Origin of the sequence: Salinisphaera sp. RV14, assembly GCF_052044135.1 — a bacterium.
Classification (GTDB): domain Bacteria; phylum Pseudomonadota; class Gammaproteobacteria; order Nevskiales; family Salinisphaeraceae; genus Salinisphaera.
Genome location: NZ_JBQDYF010000012.1, coordinates 74,339 through 99,749, shown reverse-complemented (window position 1 = coordinate 99,749; position 25,411 = coordinate 74,339). Strand labels below are relative to the sequence as shown.

General features: G+C 67.7%; 17 protein-coding genes and 1 pseudogene. 16 read left to right on the top strand and 2 right to left on the bottom strand.

Annotated features, from left to right (window positions below; genetic code table 11):
* The first annotated feature begins 26 nt into the window (after window positions 1–26).
* The 9 genes from ACS8Y6_RS12850 (at window position 27) to ACS8Y6_RS12810 (ending at window position 13,186) form a co-directional block, all read left to right on the top strand.
* Complete coding sequence (locus ACS8Y6_RS12850) at window positions 27–3,587, top strand: SNF2-related protein (RefSeq protein WP_440855706.1); 3,561 nt, start codon at window positions 27–29, stop codon at window positions 3,585–3,587.
* Between the two features lie 157 nt (window positions 3,588–3,744).
* Complete coding sequence (locus ACS8Y6_RS12845; RefSeq protein WP_440849049.1) at window positions 3,745–4,059, top strand: type II toxin-antitoxin system RelE/ParE family toxin; 315 nt, start codon at window positions 3,745–3,747, stop codon at window positions 4,057–4,059.
* Complete coding sequence (locus ACS8Y6_RS12840; RefSeq protein ID WP_440849048.1) at window positions 4,049–4,360, top strand: addiction module antidote protein; 312 nt, start codon at window positions 4,049–4,051, stop codon at window positions 4,358–4,360. The genes ACS8Y6_RS12845 and ACS8Y6_RS12840 overlap by 11 nt, the downstream gene beginning before the upstream one ends.
* 115 nt (window positions 4,361–4,475) lie before the next feature.
* Window positions 4,476–5,981, top strand: a complete 1,506-nt coding sequence (locus ACS8Y6_RS12835; RefSeq protein ID WP_440855705.1) for a TIGR02677 family protein — start codon at window positions 4,476–4,478, stop codon at window positions 5,979–5,981.
* Window positions 5,982–6,062: 81 nt separating this feature from the next.
* Window positions 6,063–6,341: a BrnT family toxin gene (locus tag ACS8Y6_RS12830; RefSeq protein WP_440849046.1), complete on the top strand. Its 279-nt coding sequence runs from the start codon at window positions 6,063–6,065 to the stop codon at window positions 6,339–6,341.
* Window positions 6,338–6,613 carry an antitoxin gene (locus tag ACS8Y6_RS12825; protein ID WP_440849045.1) on the top strand — a complete coding sequence of 92 codons (276 nt, stop codon included), beginning with the start codon at window positions 6,338–6,340 and terminating at the stop codon, window positions 6,611–6,613. Before ACS8Y6_RS12830 ends, ACS8Y6_RS12825 begins: the two co-directional genes overlap by 4 nt.
* Window positions 6,614–6,658: 45 nt before the next feature.
* Window positions 6,659–7,864, top strand: a complete 1,206-nt coding sequence (locus ACS8Y6_RS12820; protein WP_440849044.1) for a TIGR02678 family protein — start codon at window positions 6,659–6,661, stop codon at window positions 7,862–7,864.
* Entirely contained in the window at window positions 7,861–11,988 is a 4,128-nt protein-coding gene (locus tag ACS8Y6_RS12815) for a TIGR02680 family protein (protein ID WP_440855704.1), read from the top strand. The genes ACS8Y6_RS12820 and ACS8Y6_RS12815 overlap by 4 nt, the downstream gene beginning before the upstream one ends.
* Window positions 11,978–13,186, top strand: coding sequence for a TIGR02679 family protein (locus tag ACS8Y6_RS12810; RefSeq protein ID WP_440849042.1), 1,209 nt, complete (start codon window positions 11,978–11,980; stop codon window positions 13,184–13,186). Before ACS8Y6_RS12815 ends, ACS8Y6_RS12810 begins: the two co-directional genes overlap by 11 nt.
* A gap of 35 nt (window positions 13,187–13,221) precedes the next feature.
* On the opposite strand, the gene pyrE is transcribed toward ACS8Y6_RS12810, so the two are convergent.
* A complete protein-coding gene (pyrE, locus tag ACS8Y6_RS12805) occupies window positions 13,222–13,872 on the bottom strand; it encodes an orotate phosphoribosyltransferase (protein ID WP_440849041.1) in 651 nt (216 codons plus the stop codon).
* 114 nt (window positions 13,873–13,986) lie between these two features.
* On the opposite strand from pyrE, the gene ACS8Y6_RS12800 reads away from it, so the two are divergent.
* From ACS8Y6_RS12800 to ACS8Y6_RS12790, 3 genes are read left to right on the top strand one after another with little or no spacing between them, the layout of a single operon-like run.
* Window positions 13,987–14,778 (top strand): exodeoxyribonuclease III, encoded by a 792-nt coding sequence (locus tag ACS8Y6_RS12800; RefSeq protein WP_440849040.1) that lies wholly within the window; start codon window positions 13,987–13,989, stop codon window positions 14,776–14,778.
* Window positions 14,762–16,174: an AmpG family muropeptide MFS transporter gene (locus ACS8Y6_RS12795; protein ID WP_440849039.1), complete on the top strand. Its 1,413-nt coding sequence runs from the start codon at window positions 14,762–14,764 to the stop codon at window positions 16,172–16,174. The genes ACS8Y6_RS12800 and ACS8Y6_RS12795 overlap by 17 nt, the downstream gene beginning before the upstream one ends.
* Before the next feature lie 18 nt (window positions 16,175–16,192).
* Window positions 16,193–17,566 carry a DUF4139 domain-containing protein gene (locus ACS8Y6_RS12790; protein WP_440855703.1) on the top strand — a complete coding sequence of 458 codons (1,374 nt, stop codon included), beginning with the start codon at window positions 16,193–16,195 and terminating at the stop codon, window positions 17,564–17,566.
* 42 nt (window positions 17,567–17,608) lie between these two features.
* Here the strand turns inward: ACS8Y6_RS12790 and ACS8Y6_RS12785 are convergent, their stop codons facing one another.
* Window positions 17,609–18,496 (bottom strand): polyprenyl synthetase family protein, encoded by an 888-nt coding sequence (locus ACS8Y6_RS12785; RefSeq protein WP_440849037.1) that lies wholly within the window; start codon window positions 18,494–18,496, stop codon window positions 17,609–17,611.
* Window positions 18,497–18,669: 173 nt separating this feature from the next.
* Between ACS8Y6_RS12785 and ACS8Y6_RS12780 the strand changes: the two are divergent.
* The 4 genes and pseudogenes from ACS8Y6_RS12780 to ACS8Y6_RS12765 form a co-directional block, all read left to right on the top strand.
* A pseudogene (locus ACS8Y6_RS12780) lies at window positions 18,670–19,596 on the top strand (phytoene/squalene synthase family protein); the annotation flags it as partial.
* 84 nt (window positions 19,597–19,680) lie between these two features.
* Window positions 19,681–21,699, top strand: coding sequence for a squalene--hopene cyclase (gene shc, locus ACS8Y6_RS12775; RefSeq protein ID WP_440855714.1), 2,019 nt, complete (start codon window positions 19,681–19,683; stop codon window positions 21,697–21,699).
* A 63-nt stretch (window positions 21,700–21,762) separates the two neighbouring features.
* The gene (locus tag ACS8Y6_RS12770; RefSeq protein ID WP_440849036.1) at window positions 21,763–22,488 is read left to right on the top strand and encodes a phosphorylase family protein; all 726 of its coding nucleotides are present in this window, start codon (window positions 21,763–21,765) and stop codon (window positions 22,486–22,488) included.
* The gene (locus ACS8Y6_RS12765; protein ID WP_440849035.1) at window positions 22,485–25,106 is read left to right on the top strand and encodes an MMPL family transporter; all 2,622 of its coding nucleotides are present in this window, start codon (window positions 22,485–22,487) and stop codon (window positions 25,104–25,106) included. The genes ACS8Y6_RS12770 and ACS8Y6_RS12765 overlap by 4 nt, the downstream gene beginning before the upstream one ends.
* Window positions 25,107–25,411: the final 305 nt, after the last annotated feature.

The following is a 25,411-nucleotide window of genomic DNA, read 5'->3' as shown; positions in this document are numbered from 1 at the left end:
GGCGGCGCAGTACAGGCTGACGTGATATGCCCGCCGATTTCGGACGCACCTGGTGGGGCCGGCAATGGCTGGCTGCCTTCGACGGTATCGATCAGAGCAACCGGCTGCCGCGTGGCCGGCGCTATGCCAATAACGGCTCGGTCCGCGCGGTCGACATCGCCGGCGGCACGGCGGCCGCCCGCGTACTGGGCACGCGACCCACACCGTACCGGGTCCGTATCGCGCTGCCGGCATTTTCCAAGGTCGAGCGGCAGACCGTGCTGGACACGGTGCAAGCCGATCCAGTGCTGTTGTCGCGCCTGCTCAACCGCGAACTGCCGGCGCATGTCCTGACACGGCTCGGCGCGCGCGGTATCCGGCTGTTTCCGCGCTCCTGGCGTGACCTGACCGCGCGTTGTTCCTGTCCCGACGACGCGCTGCCCTGCAAGCACATCGCGGCGGTGATCTATCTGATCGCCAACGAAATCGACAAGGATCCGTTCGTCGTGTTCGCGCTGCATGGGCTGGATCTGGCCCAAACACTGCAGGCGCAGATGGGCGTGGCCCCCGACTCGCTCACCACGCTGCCCGTGTTGTCGGAGGACTGGTCGCGCGAGCCGGCGATCGAGCATTTCGAGCCGCCATCGGCCGAGGCCTTCGCCGCGCTCGATTTATCTCGGATTCCGGCGCTCGAGTCACGGATTTTCACGATTCTCTCGGCCCAGCCGCTGTTTCACAGCAAGGATTTCCACCAGATTCTGGCCACGCATTACAAACGCGCGCGAAGAGCCGCCCGGGCGTATGATCGCGAGGCCGACACGCCATGGCCCGAGGCCGAGCGGGTTACCCGGCTGACCGCCGTCATCGACGACAGCGGCGGCCTGATCGAGATGCGCGGCGACCACGGGCGCCTGTTCAAGCCAGTACATAAAAAACGCGCCCCGGATGACTTCGAGGCGTTCCTGGCCGGGCTGCATGCCGTGCCGGCCGAGCGCGAGCCGCGGCTGGCCCATCGCGTGGCCCTGTGGCGCACATTGCTGCGCTTCGCGCTCAAGCTGATCGAGCAGGGCGCCTTCGTGCCCGCCGTGGCCGCGGACAGCCGCGGCGCGACCGTCGTGACATGGCAGCCGGCACGCCTGGCCGAGCCGGTCGCGGATCTGTTCGAGCACCTGTGCGCGCTGTGTCCGCCGGATCTGGTGCAGCTGGAACGGGGGCGACTGGAAAGCGGCAAGTCACGCCGGCGCGAGCCGGCCTATGCCGATGCGCCCACCCAGATCGGCGCCGCCCTGGGCGTGCTGCTCGGCTTCTTCGTTCGCGCCGGTTTCCAGAGCACGGCCGAATCGCGGCAGGATGACGCGATCAAGCGGGTATTCTTCACCGGCCAGCCGGTGCGTTTCGAGTCCTTCGAGACGCACCGGACGCCGTCGTTGATCGCCCACTGGCTGCGCCGCCTGAGCCTGGGCGAACGCGCGCACCGGCTGCATTTGCGGGTCGACGAGCCGGGCGAGGACCAGCTGGCCGTGGCGCTGACGGTCGAGCGCGACGACGGCTTCCAGCCGATTGCGGACTGGCTGGCCGAGACGCCCGGCGGACCCGCCCGGGCCGACGTGCTCGCCGATCTGGCGGTGCTGGCGGATTACTTCCCGGATATCGAACAGTTGTATGCAGGCGAGGCGGGCACGCCGGGCACCGACGAGACACCCGAACAGACGCTGGTCTATAGCCTCGAGGCCTTCACCCCGATCCTGCGCGACGTGCTGCCGGCGCTGCGCATGCTGGGTATCGGCGTGATCCTGCCCAAGGCGCTGCGCAATCTGGCCCGGCCCCAGGCCAGCCTGTCGTTGTCGAGTGCGGACAGCGAGTCGGCGGTCAGTTATCTCAACCTCGATCAATTGCTGACGTTCGATTGGCAGGTGGCGATCGGCGATCGCCATATCTCGGTTGACGAATTCCGGCGGCTGGTCGAGAACGCCGCGGGCCTGGTGCGGATCATGGATCAATACGTCATGGTCGACGCACAAGAGACACGTCGCCTGCTCGACAAACTGGACACGCCACCGGCCGAACTGTCGCGCGCCGAGTTGCTGCAGGCCGGCCTGTCCGGCGAACTCGATGGCGCCGCGGTCGCCGCCAGCGAGGACGCCCGGGCCCTGTTCGATCAACTGATCCGGCCGCAATCGCCGCCGCCGGTGCCGGCCACGCTCGACGCCCGCCTGCGGCCGTATCAGCAGCGCGGCTTCGAGTGGCTCGCCGAAAACGCCCGGCTGGGCTTCGGCAGCCTGCTGGCCGACGACATGGGGCTGGGCAAGACCTTGCAGGTGATCGCGCTGTTGGCGCATCTGAAAGCGACCCATCGGCTCGACCAGGCGAGCGCGCTGATTGTCGTGCCGACCCCGCTGCTGACCAACTGGCGCCACGAGATCGCGCGTTTTGCGCCGGACCTGACGGTGCAGATCTACCACGGCCCGAATCGCCAGCTCGACCGGGCCGGCCACGACGTGGTGCTGACCAGCTACGGCCTGGCGCGCTCGGATGCCAAGACAGTGGCCCGGCCGCGCTGGGCGCTGGTGGCCATCGACGAGGCCCAGAACATCAAGAATCCGGCGGCCGCCCAGACCAGGGCGGTCAAGCGCCTCAAGGCCGATATCCGGATCGCGTTGTCCGGCACCCCGGTGGAGAATCGTCTGCGGGAATACTGGTCGGTATTCGATTTCATCAATCCGAAAGTTCTGGGCAGCCAGAAACGTTTCGCCCAAATGTTCGCCCAGCCGATCGAGCGCGACCGCGACCACGCCGCGCTGGATAAATTCCGTGCCATCACCGCGCCGTTCATCCTGCGCCGGCTCAAGACCGACCGATCCATCATCGCCGACCTGCCGGACAAGATCGAAGCCAATCGCTATTGCCGGCTGTCCGCGGAACAGGCCTCGCTGTACCAGAACACCGTGGACACCATCATGCAGGAGCTGGCCGAGGCCGAGGAGGGCGTCGAGCGGCGCGGCATCATCTTCAAACTGCTCAATGCCCTCAAGCAGATCTGCAACAGCCCGGCCCAGTTCGCCGGCCGCGAGACCGCCGATATCGAAGCTTCCGGCAAGCTCGCTGCGTTCATGGGCATCCTGCGCGAAATCGATGCCGCCGGTGAAAAAGCCCTCATCTTCACCCAGTACACGACGATGGGCCGGCTGCTGGCCGCAGCACTCGGCGACGAACTCGGCATCGACGCCCCGTTTCTGCACGGCGGGCTCACCCGCAAGCAGCGCGACGGCCTGGTCGATGCGTTCCAGGGCGAGGGTGGCCCGCGCGCCCTGATCGTCTCGCTCAAGGCCGGCGGCACGGGCCTGAACCTCACCGCGGCCAGCCAGGTCATCCACTACGACCTGTGGTGGAACCCCGCGGTCGAGGCCCAGGCCACCGATCGCGCCTATCGCATCGGCCAGCGCCGCAATGTCATCGTCCATCGCCTGATCACGGAAAACACCTTCGAAGAGAAAATCGATGCCATGATCCAGTCGAAAAAAGAGCTGGCCGACCTGACCGTGGCCAGCGGCGAGCGCTGGATCACCGATCTGTCCGACGCGGAGTTGCAAGATCTGGTGAGTTTGTGAGCTTGGTTTGCTGAGCGCAGCTCGACTTTGGCCTATGTCTGCCGAGCGTTCAGCCGGGCGTTAAATACTCGGCATGAGGCATTCCGGGGGTGCGTTTTGTTTGCGGACGTTTTCTGGTCCATTGGATTATTGTAGTTTTAAAGCTACACTTTAATACATGGATATCAAGCAGACAGTCGAGTTTGCGCACTGGCTTGATGGTCTAAAGGACAAACGAGCGCAGCTACGCATTGATATCCGCATCCGCCGCTTGGCTGATGGCAATCCGGGCGAGCACCGTGATCTGAAAGGCGGCGTCAGCGAACTGAAAATTCGCGAAGGCAAGGCCTACCGGGTGTATTACACCAAGCGCGGCAGCGAACTGGTGATCCTTCTATGCGGGGGCGACAAATCCAGCAAAACGAAGCAACAGGCCGACATCGCGAAAGCGCAACGGCTCGCTGCGAATCTGGGTGAAACCGATGAGTACTGAGACCATTCCATTCGACCCGTCCCGGCATCTCGATACAACAGCCGACATGGCGATGTATCTGGATATGGTCCTTGAATACAATGACGGCCGTCTGCTTTCCCAGGCGTTGGGCGACATCGCGCGGTCGCGGGGCATGAGCGATCTGGCGCGCCAGACCGGCTTGTCGCGCGAGTCGTTGTATCGCGCCCTGTCGGACCAGGGCAATCCGAATCTGGCGACTCTCATGAAGATATTTAATGCCCTTGGCCTGCGCTTGTCCGTCAAGGAGCGTGAGGAACCCGAGACGCAGACTACGACTTAAGGAGATATCTCGAAGCACGGGGGGCGGCAAACGTTAAGTGGTGAACCCGGCGGTCGAAGATAAAAAAATGCGGCCGAAGTGCTTAACGCATCGAGCCAGCGCGCAAGGATAGCTTATGAGCGATACGACCAACGCCGCCGATCTCTTCCGCCACGTCAGCGCCGAGCGCGCGATGGCCTATCGCGCCGTGCTGGATGCGTTTGCCGCCGCCAAGCGCCAATTCCGTCTGCATCTGCGCCCCGACGAGGTGCGCGCGGAAGCGCGCTGGCCGGACGGCGGAATCCCTACGCCGGAGGAAGTCCAGAGTCTGCTGGCCCAGCTCGTGGAATGGGGCAACCTGCGTGCCCAGGCCGATACCGCGCGCGTTTCCACCATCGAGGATTTCTATCGCGCCAAGTTTCTCTATCAACTCTCGCGCGAGGGCGAGGCGGTGGAAACCGGGCTGGCGGCCTTCGCGCAGGCGCTGGAGCGCCGCGCCGAGCTGCAGACGGTGGCGCTGGAGGATATTCAGACCCAGCTGGCCGCGTTGCAGCGGCTGGCTGGCGAAGACCCGCTCGACGGTGCTCGGATTCACCAGACCCTGCGCGAGCTCGTGCATGTGTTCGAGGGGCTGGCCGACAACGCCGAGGATTTCATGGCCGGGCTGGCGCGCACGGTGGAGTTGCAGGCCGCCGATGCGGCCACCGTGGTCGCTTACAAGGACCGGCTGATCGATTATCTGGAGCGCTTCATCGGCGATCTGGTGGCCGCCTCCGGGCGCATCGCCGAAACCATCGCCGCGCTCGAGCCGGCCGACGAACTGCTGCGCCTGGCCGCGGCCCGTGAAGCCCGGGATGCCGCGCCCGGCGACGATCAGGCCAGTGACGAGGCGGTCGAACGCGCGCTCGCGGCCTGGCGCGAACGCTGGGCCGGCCTGCGTGGCTGGTTTCTGCGCAGTGACGACGGCCCGTCCCAGGCCCAGCGCCTGCGCGCGCGGGCCCGCTCGGCGATTCCGCGGCTGTTGTCGGCGATCGCGCGGGTCAACGAGCGCCGCACCGGGCGCAGCGACCGCACCGCCGATTATCGCGAACTGGCGCGCTGGTTCGCCGATACCCGGGACGAAGCCGATGCGCATCGGTTATGGCGGGTGGCGTTCGGCTTGTCGCCGGCGCGTCATCTGGCGCTTACCGTCGAAGACGATGTGGCCGCGACCACGCCCTGGATCGATTCGCCCGCCATCGCCATCGAGCCGACCCTGCGCGAACGCGGCCGCCTGCCCAGCGCCGGCGGTTCGCCCAAGGTGCACGATCGCAGCGCCGAAAAAGCCTGGCTGGCCGAAAAGATCGCCGCCGAGGATGCCCAGATCGCCGCGGCGCGCGAGCGCCTGACCACCGATGAGATCACCCGCCTGTCCGAGATCGGCCGCCTGGATCGCCACGCTTTCGCACTGTTTCTCGACGTGCTCGGCGAAGCGCTCGCCGCCATGCGGGAGCCGGGCGCGCGTATCGAGCGGCTCACCTCCGACGGCAGCCTGGCACTGACGCTCGCACCCATCGACGACGCACCCGTGGTGACCATCGAAACCGAGAACGGCGGCTTTGCCGGGCGCGATCACTGGCTGCATGTGCGGGCGGTGGATTGACCGTCGTGGCGCTTGTCCTGCGTGGTAAACACAGGTTTCGGGACGTCCTCCAAAAGGCACACGATGTGCTAGATTTCTCCGATGAAGGTCATATCATGGAGTCGGGAAAAGAACGCGCTTCTGAAAGCCGAGCGGGGTGTTTCATTCGAGGACGCGGTTTTCCACATCATGGCTGGCGATGTGCTCGATACGATAGAGCATCCGAATCAAGCGCGTTATCCCGGCCAACAGATCCATGTCCTGGAGATCGAGGACTACGTCTATCTGGTGCCGTTCGTTGAGACGGAAGACGAGGTTTTTCTGAAAACGATCATTCCGAGCCGCAAGGCGACCCGAATCTATCGAGGTGGCAGGAAATGAACAAGCTGGACCCGGAAGAAAAAGAAATTCTGGACGCGTTCGAAGCCGGGAAGGTCCGGCACGCCCAGGATGCACCGGAAACGAAGAAGCGACATCAAGCCTACGCCGAGGCCATGTTCAAGAAGGATGCGCGGATCAATATACGGATTACCTCCAGAGACCTGCGTGGACTGCAAAAGAAAGCCTTGGCCGAAGGCATGCCGTATCAGACGCTGGTTGCGAGCATCCTGCACAAATACGTGGAAGGCCGGCTGCACGAACGCGGCGATTGAAGGCGCGGGAATGTTGTCGAGTAATCGAATGAAAGCAGGCGCCTGATGGCCGAAGCCGCCGTCATCGACGCCAGAACCCGCGAGATTGACGAGCAGCGCCAGCGCGCGCTGCGCGCATTGCTGGCGCGCCCCTTGATGCCTGCCGACGACCGGGTGTTTGGCCTGGTCCGCGCCCATGCCGACTATCTGCGCACCTGGTTCGCCCGCGAATGCGGTTGGGTGCTGCGCGTCGAGCGCGGACACGCGCGGCTGGCCAAGCGCGCGGCCGATGTGAATGATGCCAGCCGCGGCGCCCGCGAGTTCAACCGCAACCGGTACATCCTGCTGTGTCTGGCGCTGGCGGTGCTGGAGCGCGAGGATGTGCAGATCACCCTGGCGCGGCTGGGCGAACGCCTGATGGTCGAAGCGCTGGATTCGCAACTCGCAGCCAGCGGGTTCGTGTTCGCGCTCGATCGCCAGACCGAGCGCCGCGATCTGGTCGCGGTCTGCCGGCTGTTGCTGGCGCTCGGCATCATCTCCCGTGTGGCCGGCGACGAGCAGGCCTATATCAATCAGTCCGGGGACGCCCTCTACGATATCCACCGGCCCCTGCTGGCGGGGGTACTGGCCGGCGACCGCGGGCCGTCGGCGGTGGCTGACGCCGGAACCCTGGAGGCGCGGCTGGCCGCGTTGGCGGCCGATAATCTCGCCGAAGGCGAGGATGCGCGCCGCACCGCGCTGCGGCATCGGCTGTCGCGGCGGTTGCTGGACGATCCGCTGTTGTATCTGGACGAGCTCGATACCGACGAGCGCGAGTATTTCCTGAACCAGCGCGGCCCGATGGGCCGGCGCCTGGCCGAGGCGACGGGCCTTGCCGCCGAGCATCGGGCCGAGGGCACGGCGCTGGTCGATGCGCGCGGCGAACTCACCGATGTCGCCCTGCCGCAGCAGGGCACCGATGCCCACGCCACATTGTTGCTGGCCGAATTCCTGGCTGCGCGTCTTCGTGCCGGCCAGAGCGGGCCGGTGCCGGAGGCCGAAGTGCTGGCCTTCATGCGCGAGGCCGCCCGCGAGCACCGCAAGTACTGGCGCAAGGCCGCACAGGAAAGCGGCGCCGAGCGCACACTGGCGGCGGCCGCGCTGGAACGTCTGGAAGCCCTGCGTCTGATCCGCCGTGCCGATCAGACCATCGAGCCGCTGCCCGCCATTTGCCGTTTCCGGCTCGGCGAAGCGCGCGTGACGAAACAGAGCGATTTGTTGTCCGATCTATGAACCATCCCGAATCCGATGCCGGCGCCGCGCCGCGGCCGACAACCGCCCGCTGGCAGCCGCTGCGGCTCGGCCTGGTCGAGCTGTACCACTACGACGCCGAGGAATTCTGGTTCGAGGACGGCCATCTGCTGCTCCGCGGCAACAATGGCACCGGCAAGTCGAAGGTGCTGTCGCTGACGCTGCCGTTTCTGCTCGATGCCAGCCTGTCGTCGGCGCGGCTGGAGCCGGACGCCGACCCGGGTAAGCGCATGGACTGGAACCTGCTCATGGGCGGACGCTTCGAGCGGCGCACCGGTTATGCCTGGATCGAGTTCGGTCGGGTCGAGGACGACGGGACGCCGCGCTTCACCACCCTCGGCTGCGGCCTGCGCGCCACCGCGGGGCGAAGCGGGGTGGACTCCTGGTTTTTTCTCACCGAGCAGCGCGTCGGCTTTGAGCTGGCACTGGTCACCGACCAACAGACCGTGCTCACCCGCGACCGGCTGGCCGAAGCGCTGGGCAGCCACTGCGTGCATACCACCGCGCGCGATTACCGGCGCGCGGTCGACGAGCGCCTGTTCGGGCTGGGCCCGGAGCGTTACCGCGCGCTGATCGATACCCTCATTCAATTGCGCCAGCCGCAGCTGTCCAAACAGCCGAATGAGAACAACCTCTCGGCGGCGCTGTCGCAGGCGTTCCCGCCGCTGGACCGGGCGGTGCTGGAAGACGTGGCCGAGGCCATGACCCAGCTCGATGAATATCGCGACGAGTTGGATGATTATCGCGCCATGCAAGCCGCGGTCGCGCAGTTCAATGCCACCTACGGCCGCTATGCGCGCATTCTGGCGCGCCGGCGGGCCCGCGACCTGCGCCAGGCCCAGACCGCGTTCGACAACGCCAGCGGCGAGGCGCGCGCGGCCCGCGAGGCGCTGGCCGCGGCCCAGGCCGCGCTCGAGGCCAGCCAGCAGCAGGTCGACGATACGGAAAGGCGCGCGGCCGAAACCGCCAGCCAGATCGAAGTGCTCAAGGACAGCCCCGAGATGCGCAGCGCCCGCGAGCTGCATCGGGCCCAGAGCGCAGCCGAAGACGCCGAGCGCGCCGCGGCCGAGGCCCGGCGCGATCACGAGGCCGCCCGGCGCCGGCACGAACAGGACGTCGCCAGCCTGGAACGGCGCGAACAAGCCTGTCGTGAATCGCGCGACGGGCTGGCCCGCGCCATCGCCGCCACCGAGCAGCACGCCGACCCTGCTGGCCTGGGCGCCGCCCACCGGCAGAGCTGGGGCGAGACCACGGCGCCGGATGCGCTGGGTGGCCTGGACCCGGCCGCGCGCCAGGAGATTGCTGCCACCCAGAATGGTCTCGCCACCCGGCGCGAGCAGCAGATCGCCCAGATCCGGCGCAACCTGGCGGCGGTCGACACGGCCGGCCAGCAGCACCTGCAGGCCCAGCACGAACGCGACGCGCGGCTGGCCGACAGCGAGGCCGCCGAACAAGCCGTCGGTGACGCGCGCGCTGCGCAGCAGGCCGCCGCCGAAACCCATGTCGCCGACTGGCAGCGCTTTGCCGAGCGCGTGGCCGCCACGCTGGATGCGGATACGGCGCGGGCCTGGCCGGATGCCGACGAAGCGCTGGCCGACTGGGTCAACAGCCTGGACGGCGAATCGCCGCTGGAAACCCATACCCAGGCCGTGGCCGAACGCGAGCGCCAGCGTCTGGCCGAGCGCGTCGGCGACCTCAATCAGCAGCGCGCGGCCGTCGCCGCCGAGCGCGCGCCGTTGCTCGAAGAACAGGCGCGGCTGCGCGAGGGCGGCGAGCAGGCACCGCCGGCCCCGATGACCCGCGACGCCGATCGCGGCCAGCGTCCCGGCGCGCCGCTGTGGCAGCTGGTCGATTTCCGGCCCGGCGTGGATGACGCCACGCGGGCCGGCATCGAAGCCGCGCTGCAGGCCGCCGGCGTGCTCGATGCCTGGGTCAGCCCGGCCGGCGAGTTGCTGGCGCCGGACACCCACGATCTGTGGCTGGTCGATCGCCCGGCGCAGCGCCACAACCTCGGCGCGTTCCTGGATGTGGTCGTGGATGCCGGCGATCCGGCGGCCGCTGCCATCAACACCGACCGGGTCGCGTCGATTCTGGCCGCGGTGGCGGTTGCCGAGGACGATGTGGCGCCGGCCGAATTCTGGTTGGCCGTGGACGGTCGCTATCGGTTCGGCCCGGCGCGCGGCGCCTGGGCCAAGCCGGCGGCCCAGTATATCGGCGCCGCGGCGCGCGAAGCCGCCCGCCGCCAGCGCCTGCAAGCGATCGAGACGGAACTCGCCGAGCTGGCCGCGCGCGATGAACGCATCGCCGCCGCGCTGGGTGAGCTCGGCCGCGAACGTCAGCAGCTGAAGGACCTGCTGGCCGCACGCCCGGGCGCGGATGCGCTGCGCTCCAGCCATGCCGAACTGGCGGCCAGCGAACGCAGCGCCGCCAGCGCGCGCCAGCGCCTGGCCGAAGCCGAGGATCGGCTGCAGCGCGCCCGCAGCGTCCTCGATCGGGCGCGCGAGGCGTTGCAGATGGATGCCGACGACGCCCGCCTGCCCGCCGAGCCCGAGGCGCTGGACGCGGTCGCCGCGCATCTGGCCGACTATAAGCTGGCGATTCGTGACGCGAAGGCCGCGCTTCGCGAGCACGCCCAGGCCCTGGCGGAGCGCGCCGAGCAAAGCACACGCGAACAGGCCAGCCGGGCGGATCGCGACCGCGCCGCCGCGCGTGCCCGCGCGCAGCAACAACAGGCCGAACAGGCCGCCGCCCGCCACCGCGAATTGCAGGACACCGTCGGCGCCAGCGCCGAGGAAGTGCTGACGCGACTGAACGCCCTGGAGCGCGAACAGCGCACACTCGGCGAGACCCTGAAAACCGCGCGCGCGGAACTCACCCAGGCCAACAAACAGCTTGGCGGCGCCGAGCAGGCGGTCACCGATACACGGGCCCAGCTCGAAGCGCGCCAGAGCGAACGCGCCGAGGCGGTGGCCGCGTTTCAGGCTTTTGCCGAGACCGGCCTGCTGCGGGCCGCGGTACCCGATCTGCAACTGCCCGAGACCACGGCCGCGTGGACGATCGATCCGGCGTTGGCCGCGGCCCGCGGCGCCGAGGCGGCGCTGGCCGAAGTTGCCGACAGCGATGCCGACTGGCAGCGGGTGCAAAACCGTATCGGCAGCGAATTCACCGAACTGCAGCGCGCGCTGTCGGCGCGCGGCTATCACAGCGCCGGCGAGCCCACCGATCACGGTTTCGTGGTGCGGGTGACCTTCAACCAACGCAGCGAGGCCCCGGATCGGCTCCAGGCCATGCTCGACAACGAAATCGCCGAGCGTCGCAACCTGCTGACCGCGAAGGAAAGCGAAATCATCGAAAACCACCTCCAGGCGGAGGTGGCCGCACAGCTGCAGGGCCTGATGCGCGACGCCGACGCCCGGGTGCGTGCCATCAACGCCGAGCTGGACCAGCGGCCGACCTCCACCGGGGTCAAATTCAAGCTGGTCTGGCAGCCGGTGGCCGACGACGACGGCGCGTTCACTAATCTGACGGATGTGCGCGACCGTCTGCTCAACAAGGTCAGCGATGCCTGGTCGGCCGAGGACCGGGCCGCGGTCGGCGCCTTTTTGCAGCAACGCATCGCCGCCGAGCGCGACCGCGATGACGGCGCGGCGCGCATCGACCAGCTTGCCCGCGCGCTGGATTATCGCGCCTGGCATCGATTCCGCGTCCGCCGCTGGCAGGACGGCCAGTGGAAGCCGCTGTCCGGGCCGGCCTCCAGCGGCGAGCGCGCGCTGGGCCTGACCGTGCCCCTGTTCGCGGCTGCTGCCAGCCACTATGAAAGTGCGGCCGATTTCGCGCCCCGGCTGGTGCTGCTCGACGAAGCCTTTGCCGGCATCGACGACGGCGCCCGCGCCCACTGCATGGACCTGATCCGCGAATTCGATCTGGATTTCGTGATGACCAGCGAGCGGGAATGGGGCTGCTATGCCGAGCTGCCCGGGGTGTCGATCTGTCATCTGGTGCGCCGCGCCGATGTCGACGCCGTGTTCGTGTCGCGCTGGCGCTGGAACGGCCGCGCGCGCGAGCGCGCGGACGCACCGCCGGTGGCGGGCCGTCTTGCCGGTTGATGGCGAACGCCTGCACCGGCTGCTCGGCGGCCCGGAACTGGCCGGCCTGCGCCAGCGCCTGCGCAAACGCTATGCGGCGGCGGAGACCCCGGTCGACGGTTTCACCCTCGGCCAGCTCACCGCCGCCGAACGTGATGCCCTGACCGGTCTGCTCGGCCGGCGCCGCAGCAATCAGCGCTCGCTGCGCCTGTCGCACGACAAACTGGACCAGGCGCTGCGCGCCGCCGAACTGGCCGACAACCTGCGCCAGGCACTGGAATGCCTGGACGGCCCGATCGTCGATACCCGCACCGCGCGCGAGCGTGCCGACCGCGCCTGGGCCGAGGTGTTCGCCGCGCCCACCCACGCAGCACTGGCCGAGACCCTGGCCGAGCGCCGCACCCAGGGCTTGCTCAAGCGTCTTGCCGGTCGCGATGTCGATACCGCGCGCCGCCTGATCGCCCAGGCCGAGGCGGTGCTGGCGCGCCTGCCGGCACCGGGCATTGCCCGGGCGCGCCTGGCCGCCGATGCGCTCGGTGATGCGCACGGGCTGGATGCCGGTCAGCCGGTGGCCACGCTGGTACGCCGCACCCTCGACGGCGCGCGCCAGTTCGAGCGGGTGCGCGATCTCTGGGCCCAGTACGGCGTGCTGGTCAACGAACTGGCCAAACCCGTGGCGGTGCTCAATCTGCAGGCGAGCGGCGCCGGCGTAGCCGACCGGCTCATCACCACCGCGCGCGAGGCGGGGGCCCCGCTGCATCTGTCGCTACGTCTGCTCGCCCGCAATCCGCCGCTCTGGCGCCCGGGCCAGACCGTTCATGTCTGCGAGAACCCGGAAGTGCTGGCGGCAGCCGCCGACGCGCTGGCCGCCGACAGCGCACCGCTGGTCTGCATCGACGGCCAGCTTTCGGCCGCGCCCCGAACCCTGCTCGACCAACTCGCCCGGGCCGGCTGCGATTTTGTTTATCACGGCGATTTCGACTGGCCCGGACTCACCATCGCCAACGGCATCATGGCCCGCTACGGGGCCCGGCCGTGGCGCTATCGGGCCGCCGATTACACGCCGACCGACGGACCGCCGCTGACCGGCGAGCCGGTTGAAGCCCGCTGGGACGACGCGCTCGCCGCACGCATGAAGGCCACAGGCGTGGCCGTGCATGAAGAAAGCCAGCTCGATCGACTGCTCGCCGATCTGGCCCCGGGCGTGGCGCCACAATAGCCGCCGCGGGCGCCTGCGGGTTGGGGCCATAGGGCCTAGACCACGCCGTACTGCGCCCGATAGGCCCGGATCGCGGCGACGGTGGCCTCGCTGTAGCGGCCGCGTGCATAGCCGATCACGTCGTCCAGCGTGGCCACCGCGGCGGTGGGAATGCCTTCGTCGGCGGCCAGCGCGGCCAGCGGCGAGCGGTCGTCGGCGCCGCGTTCCTGGCGGTCGAGCGCGATGAGGACGCCGGCCACTTCGCTGCCGGCCGCCCGGATTAGTTGGATCGCTTCACGCACGGCGGTGCCGGCGGTGATGACGTCGTCGACGATCACCACACGCGCGCCCAGCGGCGCGCCGACCAGCGTGCCGCCTTCGCCGTGGTCCTTGGCTTCCTTGCGGTTGTAGGTGAAGGGCACGTCGCGGCCATGCTCGGCGAGCGCGCAGGCAACGGTCGCCACCAGCGGAATGCCCTTGTAGGCCGGGCCGAACAGGCTGTCGTATTCGATGCCCGAGGCGGTGAGTGCGGCGGCATAGCCGGCGGCCAGGCGCTTCATGCCGGCGCCGGAGGCGATCTCGCCCATGTTAAAAAAATACGGCGACACACGGCCGGATTTGAGCGTGAATTCGCCGAATTTCAGCGCGTGGTATTCGTCGGCCAGGGCCAGGAAATCCTGGCTGGTGTCGGTCGCGTCGGCGGGCATCGGGCGCACTCCGGCGTTGTCGGGATCGGGCGATGAGCCCGTATGATAAGCGTTGATCCGGGGCGCGGCGAATCGCGGCGCCGATGTTTCATCAACGATCCAAGGAAAGCGTGCATGCGGGTGATGTCCTTCAACGCCAACGGTATCCGGGCGGCCCAGCGCAAGGGTTTTTTCGAGTGGATGGCCGGCCAGGATCCGGACGTGGTCTGTATCCAGGAATTGAAGGCGCAGCAGCATCAGCTCGAAGGCGTGGCAGCATTCTGGCCGGCGGGTTACCACTGTTTCTACGAAGAGGCGACCAACCGCAAGGGTTATTCTGGCGTCGCGATCTATGCCAAGCGCGAGCCGGACGCGATCATTCGAGGCATGGGCCACGAGGAGTTCGATGCCGAGGGGCGTTATATCGAGGCGCGCTTCAGTCGTCCCGGCGGCGACCTGCGCATCGCCAGCCTGTATGCGCCGTCGGGTTCCTCGGGCGACCATCGTCAGGACTCCAAGGAGCGCTATCTGCTGTATTTCCTCGATTTCCTGCGGCGGCAGGCCACCGCCCCCGGCGAGTATCTGATTTGTGGCGACTGGAACATCGCGCACAAGGAAATCGATCTCAAGAACTGGAAGAACAACCGCAAGAACTCGGGGTTTCTGCCGCACGAGCGGGCATGGATGGATCGGCTGTTCGGCGAAGTGGGGCTGGTGGATGTGTTCCGCGAGATCAATCCGGACGAGGATCAGTTCACCTGGTGGTCGAATCGCGGCCGGGCCTGGGACAACAACGTGGGCTGGCGTATCGATTATCACGTCGCCACGCCGGGGCTGGCCGAGCTGGCTACGGCCGAATATGTCTATCGCGAAACGCGGTTGTCGGATCACGCGCCGCTGACGATCGACTATGACGTCGAACTCTGAGTACCGCGTCGCCGGGCGTTCGGGCGGCAGTCAGCGCAAGGATTCGCCCGGGCGGCGCGATTGGCGCCGCGCCCTGGCGATCTATACGCAGCCGCGTGTCGTCGGCATGGGCTTTCTGGGTTTTTCCTCGGGCCTGCCGTTTCTGCTGGTGTTTTCCACCTTGTCGGCGTGGCTGACCACGGCCGGCGTGTCCAAGACCACCATCGGGTTCTTTTCCTGGATCGGGCTGACGTATTCCATCAAGTTTTTCTGGGCGCCGGTGATCGACCGGCTGCCGTTGCCGGTTTTGCATCGGCTGCTGGGGCGGCGACGCGGCTGGATGTTGCTCGCACAGACCGGATTGATGGCGGGCTTGTTCGGCATGGCCGGCACGGACCCCTCGGCGAATCTCGAGCAGATCGCTTGGTTCGGTCTGCTGGTGGCGTTTTCTTCGGCCACGCAGGACGTCACCATTGACGCCTGGCGGATCGAGGCCGTGGCGGAGGACCTGCAGGGCGCGATGGCCGCGACCTACCAGGCCGGCTACCGGGTCGCCATGCTGGTCGCCGGTGCGGGGGCGTTCTATATTGCGGCCGGCGCGTCGTGGTCGGCAGCGTATTATGTGATGGCGGCACTGGTGGGCGTGGGCATGATCACCGTGCTCGTGCTGAGCGAGCCGGACACGGCCATCACGCGCGATACCGAGATCCGTGAGCAGTGGGCCGTCGACTGGCTCGATGCGCGCGCCCATCAGCCTGCCTGGCTGCGCGGCATCGAGCGCTGGGTGATTGGCGCCGTGGCCTGTCCGTTCTGGGATTTCTTTGCCCGCTATGGTCGGCAGGCGATCCTGATCCTGCTTATCGTGAGCCTGTACCGGCTGGCCGAAATCACGCTGGGGGTGATGGCCAACCCGTTTTATCTCGATTCCGGCTATACCCCGGAGCAGATCGCGAGTATCTCCAAGATCTTCGGCCTGCTCATGACCATTTCGGGCGCGGGCATCGGCGGGGTGCTGGTGGTGCGGTTCGGTATCCTGAAGCCGTTGCTGGCCGGTGCGATCCTGTCCGCCCTCGCCAACCTGGTGTTTGCCTGGCTGGCCACGATTCACAATCCCGGTCTCGGCGCCCTGACCGTGACCATTTCGGCCGAGAACCTGTCGGGTGGACTGGCCGGCTCGGCCTTCATCGCCTATCTATCCAGCCTGACCAATACGGCGTATACGGCCACGCAGTATGCGTTGTTTTCGTCGCTGATGACGTTGCCGGGCAAGTTCGTCGGCGGCTTTTCCGGCTGGGTGGTCGACCATGCCGGCTATACCTGGTTTTTCATCGATACATCGATTGCCGCCCTGCCGGTAATCGCGCTGCTGGTCTGGCTGCTGGTCCGATCGGACAGTGAGCGCGTGCCGGCCACGTAATAGAAAGAGGAGGAAATCATGCACAGCCGATGGATCTTCACGCTCGCCGGCCTCGCCATGGCTGCGCCGTACGCGTTCGCCGCGACGGGGGGCAATTCAACGCATGCGGTCGATGCGATCGCGCTTTACAGCCAGGGCGCAGCCGTGGTGCAGGACAGCCGCGCGGTCAGTCTCGATCGGGGTGAGCAGACGGTGTCGTGGCCAGTGATCGGGGCAATCCAGCCGGATACGCTGTGGTTGTCGGGCGCCGGTGTGCAACTGACCGGCTTCGACATCAGCGCGCCGGGTGCCGACGCTTCGGGTAACAATTTGTCCGATCGCATCGGCCGGTCGGTGACGCTGCGTGCGCCGGGCGGCAAGACACGCCAGGGCACGCTGGTGAATGTCGATGGCGATACGGCCTACGTTCGCGTCGACGATCGTATCGAGCGCATCACCGCGGCCTCGCCGATCGAGATCAGCTGGTCGGTGGGCAAGAGCCGGGGCGGCGCCCGAAATAGCGGTTCGGGCCTGACCATGAACGTGGACGCCGACAAGTCGGGCCAGCGGAAACTCACCGTTACCTACCAGACCCGGGCACCGCGCTGGCAGGCCAGCTATACCGGGCGTTTCGATCCGGCGAGCGGCAAACTGCGGCTGGTGAGCCAGGCGGTGATCGACAATAGCGGCCACGATGCGCTCGATGCCAGGCAGGCCTGGCTGGTCGCGGGCGATACCTCGCGTGCCCATGGCGGCCCGCCGCGGCCGATGATGATGGCCAAGATGGCCTCGAGCGAATCCGCCGCGGCCGGCCCGCCGCAGGCGGTTGGCGATGTCTATCGCTACCCGCTGGCCCATGGCCTGCACGTCAAGGCTGGCGCCGTGAAATCGGTCGCGCTGATGAAACCGATCAGTGTGGAAGCGACACGCCGGTATCGCTTCGAGAACCAGGCGCTCAACGATACCGGTAACAGCCGCCAGCACGTCCGGGTCAGCCTCGCGTTCGACAACAGCTCGGGCCAGCCGCTGCCGGCGGGCGCGGTGCGCATCTATGACGCGGGCCACGCCGCGCAGCTGATGGGCGGGACGCGGATCGACGATACCCCGGCCGGCGCGCCGGTGACGCTCGCGCTGGGCGGTGCTTTCGATATTACCGGGACGCACCGGGTCACGAAGCAGTCGGATGATGAGGGCAACGGCAAAACGACCCGGGTACGCGTCGAGCTGTTCAATGCCGGCGACAAGGCGCGCCGGGTGACGATTGCCGAACGGCTGCCGGCCGGCGCGCAGCTGGCCGACGACGCACCCAAGACCAGCGGCGGCTCGGCCGAGCAGCCGGAATGGCGGGTCAGCGTGCCGGCGGGTGGCCACCGGACGCTGCGCTATCGTTTCCTGCAGCCCAAATCGTCGTAGGCGCAGCGGGCCGGGTCGCCGGCGGGGCCCGGGCCGGCGTGTTTAATGGTCGCGCTTGACGATTTCCGCGGCGATCGCACGCAGCGGCTCGGCGTGGTCGAAGATATCCAGGGCGGCCGTGGCTTCGGTATACAGGCGTTCGGCCAGGGCCTTGGCTTCGTCCAGCCCGAGTAGGGCGGGGTAGGTCGCCTTGTGGTGGGCGATGTCCGCGCCCTGGGTCTTGCCGAGTTTCTCGGTGGATGACTCGATGTCGAGTACATCGTCGCGTACCTGGAAGGCGAGCCCGATCCGGGTGGCGAAGATATCGAGCGCGGCGCGCTGGTCGAGCGACAGGTTTTCGGCGGCGTCCGCGGCCATCATCACGCAGGCCGCGAGCAGGGCGCCGGTCTTGAGATCGTGGATCTGTTCCAGATCGTCGATGGTGACGTCGTCACGCCCCTCGGCGCCCATGTCGAGCACCTGCCCGCCGACCATGCCGCGCGAACCCACGGCATGCGCGAGCGTCGCGATCTGGGCTGCGCGCGCGGCGGGCGCATCATCCAGCCCGCCGTGGGTGGCCACGATCTCGAACGCCAGCGCCTGCAGGCCGTCGCCGGCCAGGATGGCGGTGGCTTCGTCGAAGGCGATATGCGTGGTCGGCCGGCCGCGCCGCAGATCGTCGTCGTCCATGGCCGGCAGGTCGTCGTGGACCAGCGAGTAGGCGTGGATGCATTCGATGGCAACGGCCGCGCCATCGACTTTCGTCATGGGTACGCCCAGCACCTCGGCCGCGGCATAAACCAGCCGCGGGCGTACGCGCTTGCCGGGCGACAGGGCCGCGTAACGCATGGCTTCGTGCAGCCGCGCCGGCGATGTGTCGGCGCCGGGCAGGCACGCGTCAAGCATATGTTCGATGCGTTGGCTATAATGTGATGCTTGATATTCATCCATGGTTAGTTTGCCGTCCCTGGTGGCCGGACAAACTGTCCGGCGGCTCGATAGGCCGGCTAGCTAGCCACTGAAGACCGGCAGCGTCAACTCGATGTGGCGTCTGACCGGTGCGACGATGCGCCCCGCGGCCGCGGCGTGTCGCACACGCTTGAAAACCTGGAAATCGTTCGTTCATGTCACAAGCCCCTATGCAGACGGATTCCGGTCGGCGCGCGCTGGCCTTTCAGGATGAGATCCTGCCGCATGTTTCGCGCACTTTTGCGTTGACCATACCGGAGCTCCCGGAGGCGCTGCGGGTGGCCGTCGGCAATGCCTACCTGCTGTGCCGTATCGCCGACACCATCGAGGACGATGCCGAGCTCGATTACCAGAGCAAGGCGGCCTGGCATGCCGCGTTCGTGCGCGTGGTCGAAACCGGCGCGGGCGGTGCCGACTTCGGCCAGCGTCTGGCGCCGTTGCTGGCGCCCGCCACGCTCGACGCCGAGCGCCGGCTGGTCGCGCATACGGACGACGTGCTCACCGTGATGCACGGTCTGCGCCCGGCCCAACGGGCCGCGGTCGCGCGCTGTGTGCGCATCATGTGCGACGGCATGCCGGAATACGAACGCGCGGCGAGCGCCGATGGCCTGCCGACGCTGGCGCATCTCGACCGCTACTGCTACTTCGTGGCCGGTGTGGTGGGCGAGATGCTCTCCGCGATGTTCACCGATTACGAGCCCGGCATGGGCGAGCACGACGCCGAGCTCAACCGCCTGGCCGTATCCTTCGGCCAGGGTCTGCAGATGACCAATATCCTGAAGGATATCTGGGCCGACCACGGGCGCGGGGTCTGCTGGCTGCCGCGCGACGTGTTCGCGCGCCACGGCTTCGATCTGTCGGAACTGGGCAAGCGCGGCGCCGACGAGGCGTTCGCCGCCGGCTTGTACGAATTGATCGGCCTGGCCACCGGGCACCTGCGCAACGCACTCGAATTCACCCTGCGCATTCCCGGGCATCAGAAGGGCATGCGTCGCTTCTGCCTGTGGGCGATCGGGCTGGCGCTGCTCACGCTCCGCAAGATCCAGGCGCATCCGTATTTCACCGACGGCGCGCAGGTCAAGGTGTCGCGCCGCAGCGTGCAGGCGACGGTGCTCACCACGAATCTCGCGGTGGCTGACGACGATCGCCTGCGGCATCTGTTTCATATGACCGCGGGCGACCTGCCGGCGCTCACGCCGAAACTGGCGGACGATCCCGCCGCGCCGATCAACGATATCGCCGAGCTGCCGCGCCGGTCGTCGGCGACCGCGACGCTGCCGGCCGGCCTGGGTGATGCCATCGAGGCGGCCGAGCAGCGCCTGTTCGCTGACCAGAACCCCGATGGTCACTGGCGCTACGAGTGCGAGGCCGACTGCACGATTCCGGCCGAGTACATCCTGATGATGCATTTCATCGGCGATGTCGACACCGCGTTGCAGGCGCGCGTGGCCAACTTCATCCGTTACAAACAGGCCGCGCATGGCGGCTGGCCGTTGTATTACGGTGGCGATCTCGATCTGTCGTGTTCGGTGAAGTGCTACTACGCGCTCAAGCTCGCCGGCGACGATGTGGATGCGCCGCACATGGCGCATGCGCGCGAGGCGATCCTGGCGCGCGGCGGCGCCGGTCAGGTCAACGTGTTCACCTTGATCGCGCTGGCTCAGTTCGGCCAGGTGCCCTGGCGGGCCGTGCCCTTCATTCCGGTGGAGGTCATGCTCATGCCGGAGGCCTCGCCGTTCCATCTGTCGAAGGTCAGCTACTGGTCGCGCACGGTGATGGTGCCGTTGTTCATCCTCACCAGCCTGCGCACCATGGCGCGCAACCCGGCCGGCGTGAACGTGCGCGAACTGTTCACCATTCCGCCCGAGCAGCAGCGCGATTTCGTGCCGGCGCAGAACACGCTGCAGCGTGTATTCAAGGGACTCGACCGGGTCGGGCGCAACATCGAGCCGTTGATCCCGAAGCTCGTGCGCAAGCGGGCGATCAAGATCGCCGAGAACTGGATCATCGAGCGTCTCAACGGCACCGACGGCATCGGTGCCATCTTCCCGGCGATGGTCAATGCCTACGAGGCGCTGGGCGAGCTCGGCTATCCGGCCGATCACCCGTACCGCGCCAACACCCGCCAGGCGATCGACGATCTGGTGTACGACCATGGCGACATGGCCAACGTGCAGCCTTGCATGTCGCCGGTCTGGGATACCGGCCTGGCCAGCCTGGCGCTGCAGGAAGCCGCCGGCACGGGCGACACCCCGGTGGTGCGTGCCGGGCTCGACTGGCTGGCCGCGCGCCAGGTGCTCGATGGCCCCGGCGACTGGCGGCGGGATCATCCGGACCTGCCCGGCGGCGGCTGGCCCTTCCAGTACGCCAACGATTACTACCCGGATCTGGACGATACCGCCGTCATCGCCTGGGCGATGGTCAACACCGGCGACGGCGCGACCTATGGTCGTGCGATCACGCGGGCGACCAACTGGCTGGTCGGCATGCAGTCGTCGAATGGCGGTATCGCGGCCTTCGATACCGACAACAACCATGAATATCTCAACGAAATTCCGTTCGCCGACCACGGCGCGCTGCTCGATCCGCCCACGGCGGATGTCACCGCCCGCGTCATCACGCTGGTCGGCCTGCTGCAGCGGCCCGAGGACCGGCCGTTCATCGAACGCGCGCTGGCCTATCTCCGGCGCGAACAGGAGGCCGACGGCTCCTGGTTCGGCCGCTGGGGCACGAACTACATCTACGGCACCTGGTCGGTGCTGATGGCGCTGGAGGCACTCGGCGAGGACATGAGCCAGGGCTGGATCCAGCGTGCCGTGGCCTATCTCAAGGGCATGCAGCGCACCGACGGCAGCTGGGGCGAGGACAACGGCAGCTACTGGGAGCCGCCGCGCGGACGCTCGGATGTTTCCACCAGTTTCCAGACGGCCTGGGCCATGCTCGGTCTGATGGCGGCCGGCGAGCGCGGCTCGGCCGCGCTGGCGCGGGGCGCGGCCTGGCTGATCGACCGGCAGGGCGCGGATGGCGCCTGGCACGATCCGGAGCACACCGCCCCGGGTTTCCCGCGTGTGTTTTATCTCAAGTACCACGGCTACACCCGTTACTTCCCGCTCTGGGCATTGGCGCGCTACCGCAATCTGCACGGCGATCCGGCACCGGATGCCGGCACGGCGGACGCCGGCTGAGTCGATGTCTGTCGTTTATCGTCCAGTGGGGCCGCGCCCTCGCGGGTGTGCCAGGCCCCCGTGTTGAGCCTGCCGGTCGCGCAGCTCGGCATTATCGCGGCGTTGCCGGGCGAGGCCCGTGCCCTGGCGCGCCTGCGTCCACGTGGCCGGACGCGCCTGTCCGGCGGCGCGCAGCTCGTGCTGTCGGGCATGGGCGCCGATCGCGCCGGGGCGGCGGCGCGCCAGCTCGCGGATGACGGTGTCTCGGTGCTGATGAGCTGGGGCACCGCGGCGGCGCTGGCGCCCGGTATCGATCCGGGCGCGTTGGTGCTGGCGACGTGCGTTCTCGGCGCCGACGGCCACGTCTGGCATACCGATGCCGGCTGGCGCGGCGCGCTGGCCGCCGGTCTCGCGCCCGCGCATCAGGTTTTCGAACAGCATCTGGTGGAAACGCCGGCGCTGGTCGCCGATGCCGCGGCCAAGCGGGCACTGTACGAACGCAGCGGCGCCATTGCCTGCGACATGGAAAGCGCCGCCATCGCGGCGGTTGCGGCCGAACGCGGCCTGGCCTTCGTGAGCGTTCGCGCGATCATCGACGATGCCTCGATGGCGTTGCCGCCAGTCGCCCGGGCCGCGATGGACGCCGACGGGCGCCTGCGCCCGGCCGCGCTGCTGGCGGCCCTGGTGGGGCGGCCGGCGTCCATGCATGTCCAGCTCCGGGCGATGAAGAATCTGGCCGTGGCCTTTCGCGCCGCGCGCATGACCCTGGCGGATGTCGCGGCGGTACTTCGCGGCGAGGTGATCACGTGACGCGTGCACTGGAACGGGCGCTGGCGGCCTGGGTCGAACTGATGACACGCCATGCCGCCTGGGTGGTTCTGGTCGGCGTCGTCATCACGCTGGCCGGAGCCTGGTATTCGGTCACCCATCTGTCGATGGACACCGACGATGGCAATCTGATCAGCAGCAAGGTGCCCTGGCGCCAGACCCACATCGCCTACAACAAGGCGTTTCCGGTCTATAAGGACAACCTGGTGGTGGTGGTCGACGGGTCGAGCCCGGACATCGCCGGGGCGGCCGCCGACCAGTTGACGAAGGCGCTGCGCGGCCAGCCGTCGCTGTTTGCCGATGTATACGAGCCCGGCGGCGGCCATTTCTTCGCGAAAAACGGGTTTCTCTATCTTTCGGTGGACAAGCTCAATTCGCTGTCGACCCGGCTGACCCGGATCCAGCCGTTTCTCGGGCGCCTGTCGGCCGATCCGACGCTGCCGACGTTCTTCGACATGCTCGACCGCGCCATGGCACCCGATGCCCCGGTCGACATGAAGCTGTCGCCGGTTTTCAGCGAACTGGCCGCCACCTTCGATGCCAGCCGTGCCGGGCGCTATAATCGGCTGTCCTGGCAGCAACTCATTGGCGGCGACCAGCCGGGCGTTTCCGACCAGCGCTTCATCATCGTGCGCCCCAAGCTCGACTACGGCGCCTTGTTGCCCGCGCAACAGCCGATGCAGGCGATCCGCGACACCGCCAGGCGGCTGCATCTGGATGCCGCTCATGGCGTGCGGATACGCCAGACCGGCGAGGTCGCGCTCTCCGATGAGGAACTGGCCAGCGTGACGCAGGGCGCGGCCTGGGGCGCGACGCTGGCGTTCATCGCGGTGGGCGTGATTCTTTATCTGGGCTTGCGTTCGTGGGCGCTCATGGGCGCCTCGCTCATCAGCCTGATCGCTGGTCTGGTCGGCACCGCAACGTTCGCGGCACTGGCGGTCGGCCGGTTGAACCTTATTTCGATCGCCTTCGCCGTGCTCTATATCGGCCTCGGCATCGACTACGCGATTCACGTCTGCCTGCGTTACCGCGAGGCGTTGGCCGAGATCGGCGGGCGCGTGGCCAGTCGGGCCGCGGGGGTCCGGCATGCGCTGGCGGCGGCCATAGCCGATGTCGGACTGTCGCTCACGCTGTGCGCGATCACAACCGCGGGCGGGTTCTTTGCCTTCATCCCGACGGCGTATTCCGGTGTCGCCGAACTCGGGTTGATCTCCGGCGTGGGGATGTTCATCAGTCTGGTCGTGAGTCTCACGTTCCTGCCGGCGGCCATCGCCATGCTGCAACCCTGGGTTCCGAGCTCGAGTGCCACGGCCAGCCGTTGGGCGCCGTTCATCGGGCGTCGGGGCCAGCGCACGATCTGGGCCGCCTCGGCGGTGGTCGCGCTGGGCTGTGTGGTTGCGCTGCCGTTCATACGCTTCGATTCAAGTACGCTGGATCTGCAGAATCCGCACGACGAGGCAGTGCAGACCTACCGCGATCTGCTCGCGCATAGTAAGCATTCGCCGCTGACGCTGGTGACCATGCGTCCGAAGCTGGCCCAGGCCAAGCAGCTGGCGGCTCGCATCGCCAGGCAGCCGCATGTCTCGGGTGCGATGACGGTCGCGGATTTCGTGCCCGCGCACCAGGACGCCAAGTTGTCGATCATCGGCGATCTGGCATTGACGCTGGCGGTGTCACCGCCCGATATGACCAAGCGGGCCGGTTTTCCCGCCCGCAAACAGGCGATCGCCGATTTCGCGCAGCATCTGGCGGCGTATCGCAAGCGCGACAGCAGTTCGGATGCCGGTGCCGCGCAGCGCCTGGCCAAGGCGCTGTCGGCCTGGCGCGGCTGGTTTTCACAACAGAGTCCGGCGGCACAGAAGCGCATTCTGGCCACGATGCACGATCGCGTGCTGGCCGGCCTGCCGCGCCAGGTCGACCGGCTGGCCGATGCCATGAACGCGTCGCGCATCACCTTGCAGAACCTGCCTGCGAACCTGAAGAAACGATGGATCGGCACCGGCGGCCAGTACCGGGTGGAGGTCTCGCCGAAGGGCAATCTCAATCACGAATCGGCGGTGCGAGCCTTCGTCAACAGCGTGCGCCAGGTCGCGCCGCATATCACCGGGGCGCCGGTGCTCGAACTGTCGGCCGGACACACGGTATCGCGGGCGTTCGTGCATGCGTTCATCTATGCCGGAGTTTTCATCACGCTGTTCCTGCTGGTGCTGTTGCGCAGTGTGCGCGACACGCTGCGTGTGCTGGCGCCGCTGGCCCTGTCGGGCATGATCCTGGCCGCAGCGACGGTGGTGTTCGAGATCCCGTTCAATTTCGCCAACGTGATCGCGCTGCCGCTGTTGCTCGGTGTGGGGGTGGACAGCGGCATTCACGTGGTTCATCGACTGCGCCAGCGCGAGCACCATCGGCCGTTTCTGGGCACCTCGACCGCGCGCGCCGTCATACTGTCATCGCTGACCACCATGGCCGGCTTCGGCAGTCTGGCGTTCTCGCATCATGCGGGCACGGCGAGTATGGGACAGCTGCTCACGATCGGTATGCTTGCGGTTCTGGTAACAACCCTTATTGTCGTGCCGGCGCTTTTTCGTATCCTGCGAGATTAGGGCCGGGGGCCGAGGAGAGAATCCACCAGCATGTCGGAACCGATCGATTCGGCGGGCGAGGATCAGGGCCTGCGGCCGCGCGTGCCGAACGCGCGCCGGGCCGGGCCTGGCGCGCGATGTGGGTAAATGCCGGTACGCTCGCACGATCGGGTATCGTCGAGGACACCGGCGGCGAACCGCCTTGTGACGCGGTTTGCTCGGCGGGTTTGGTCGATATGAAGGTCGGTCTCTATTTATTGTCGCCCGGGTCCGCGAAGCGTTTCCGGTGCCGCCCCTTGTCGGCGCCCCGGCGTTCGCGATCCGGC